Consider the following 1,589-nt stretch of genomic DNA (forward strand, 5'->3'; position numbering starts at 1 on the left):
GCTTGATGACCATAGCAAGTTGGTCCCACCCCTTCCCATCCCGAACAGGACCGTGAAACAACTCTGCGCCGATGATAGTGCTGCAACCAGTGTGAAAGTAGGTTATCGTCAAGCTAGTTATATAGAAAAAGCCCCTTCCGGTGATCCGGTCGGGGCTTTTTTGCGTTTATACGTCGCTGAAATAAGCGTTGCCATTTGACCTGCCCCCTGCTGCCGTATCACGAACGGCGTGCGCTTGATGGCCGACTGCGGCGTCAGCAAATGAATGAATCGTCGACGATTAAGATGGTCCGCATCGGCGCTGCTGGCATCTCGCTCTGGTTCGTCTGGACGCCTGAGGAGCGCGGTGCCGGCATTGGCCAGCGTGCCGTCGTTGGAGACGGCGCGGATGAAGTTGTCGGCGCCCCACACCCAGCTGACAAACACCGCGATCAAGATGCCACCCAGCGGCAGCAGCAGGTTGGACGAGACGAAATCGAACAGGTCGAACATATTTATGCCGAACAGCTTAAAATCGGCCAGCACATTATTGGTCAGCGCCCAGGTCTAGCCCAGCAGCACCAGGCCGGCGATGGTCAACAGCGTCGCCTTCGGGCGGCTCAGCCCGAGGCGTTCATGCAGGATCACCACCGGCACTTCCATCAGCGACAGCACGGCGCCGGTCGCGGCGACCGAGGCCAGCACGAAGAAGGCGATCATCAGCAACTGGCCGCCCGGTATCTGCGAGAACACGGCGGGGATAGTGATGAACACCAGCGCCGGACCGGCCGCCGGCTCAGCGACAGGCTGACCGCGCGCAGCAGCAGTAACAGCAGGAACAGGATGGGCATCAGTTTTTTCGCGATGCCTTCGATGCCCTTGGTCACGCCCATCAGCAGGATGCCGCCGATGAACAGCAGCACGCCCCGCTGCCACAATAGCGATTGCACCGGATCGCCGATCAGTGCGCCGAATGCACTTTCGGTGACGTGGCGGTCGCTACTGAGAATGGAGCCGCCGATGGCTTTGACAGGATCAGGAAGGCGGCGGCCATGCCGGCGACGCCGACCAGCCACCACGGTAGCGATTTCTTCGGCGCCAGGCTTTGCAGCGCGGTGATTGGATTGGCCTTTGCGGTGCGGCCCATGGTGATCTCCGCAATCATGACCGGTAGGCCGATCACCAGCGTTGCCAGCAGATATACCAGCAGGAAACCGGCGCCGCCGTTGGCGCCTGTCAGCGACGGAAACTTCCAGATATTACCGAGGCCGACTGCCGAACCCAATGTTGCCGCGAGTACGACGAAGCTGCAACTAAAGCCGCCGCGCTTGAGGGCCTTGTTATGCATTACCGCTTCCTGATGTATCGAAAGGGCGGGATTGTAGCTGTTGGAAAAATAAGTCTTGCGAATACCAGTGGCGCTTTGCTATAGTTCGCCTCCCCGCAAAACGACACACGCAAATGTGAAGTTAGCTGGAAAAAGAAGGGGTTGACGAAACGAGCTAAACGCTTCATACTCTTTCTTCTTCGCTGACAGACAAAACGCTTTGTCAGCACGCAGTACCGAATTGAAGTTCTTTAAAAATTAACAGTCGATAAGTGTGGACGTT

General features: G+C 57.9%; 4 protein-coding genes and 1 rRNA gene. 1 reads left to right on the forward strand and 4 read right to left on the reverse strand.

Going from position 1 to position 1,589, the window contains the following annotated elements; all coding sequences use genetic code 11:
* Position 1 precedes the first annotated feature (1 nt).
* Positions 2–114: ribosomal RNA gene (rrf, locus tag GW587_RS30920) — 5S ribosomal RNA — on the forward strand.
* Positions 115–117: 3 nt separating this feature from the next.
* On the opposite strand, the gene GW587_RS31575 is transcribed toward rrf, so the two are convergent.
* The 4 genes from GW587_RS31575 to GW587_RS31590 are packed head-to-tail and all read right to left on the reverse strand — an operon-like array spanning position 118 to position 1,327.
* A complete protein-coding gene (locus GW587_RS31575; RefSeq protein ID WP_229259742.1) occupies positions 118–492 on the reverse strand; it encodes a hypothetical protein in 375 nt (124 codons plus the stop codon).
* Positions 493–546: 54 nt separating this feature from the next.
* Positions 547–753, reverse strand: a complete 207-nt coding sequence (locus GW587_RS31580; RefSeq protein ID WP_229259743.1) for a hypothetical protein — start codon at positions 751–753, stop codon at positions 547–549.
* Positions 699–902 (reverse strand): hypothetical protein, encoded by a 204-nt coding sequence (locus tag GW587_RS31585; protein WP_229259744.1) that lies wholly within the window; start codon positions 900–902, stop codon positions 699–701. The genes GW587_RS31580 and GW587_RS31585 overlap by 55 nt, the downstream gene beginning before the upstream one ends.
* 38 nt (positions 903–940) lie before the next feature.
* Entirely contained in the window at positions 941–1,327 is a 387-nt protein-coding gene (locus GW587_RS31590) for a hypothetical protein (protein ID WP_229259745.1), read from the reverse strand.
* Between the last annotated feature and the right edge of the window lie 262 nt (positions 1,328–1,589).

This window comes from Duganella aceris (assembly GCF_011090165.1).
Lineage (GTDB): Bacteria > Pseudomonadota > Gammaproteobacteria > Burkholderiales > Burkholderiaceae_D > Rugamonas > Rugamonas aceris.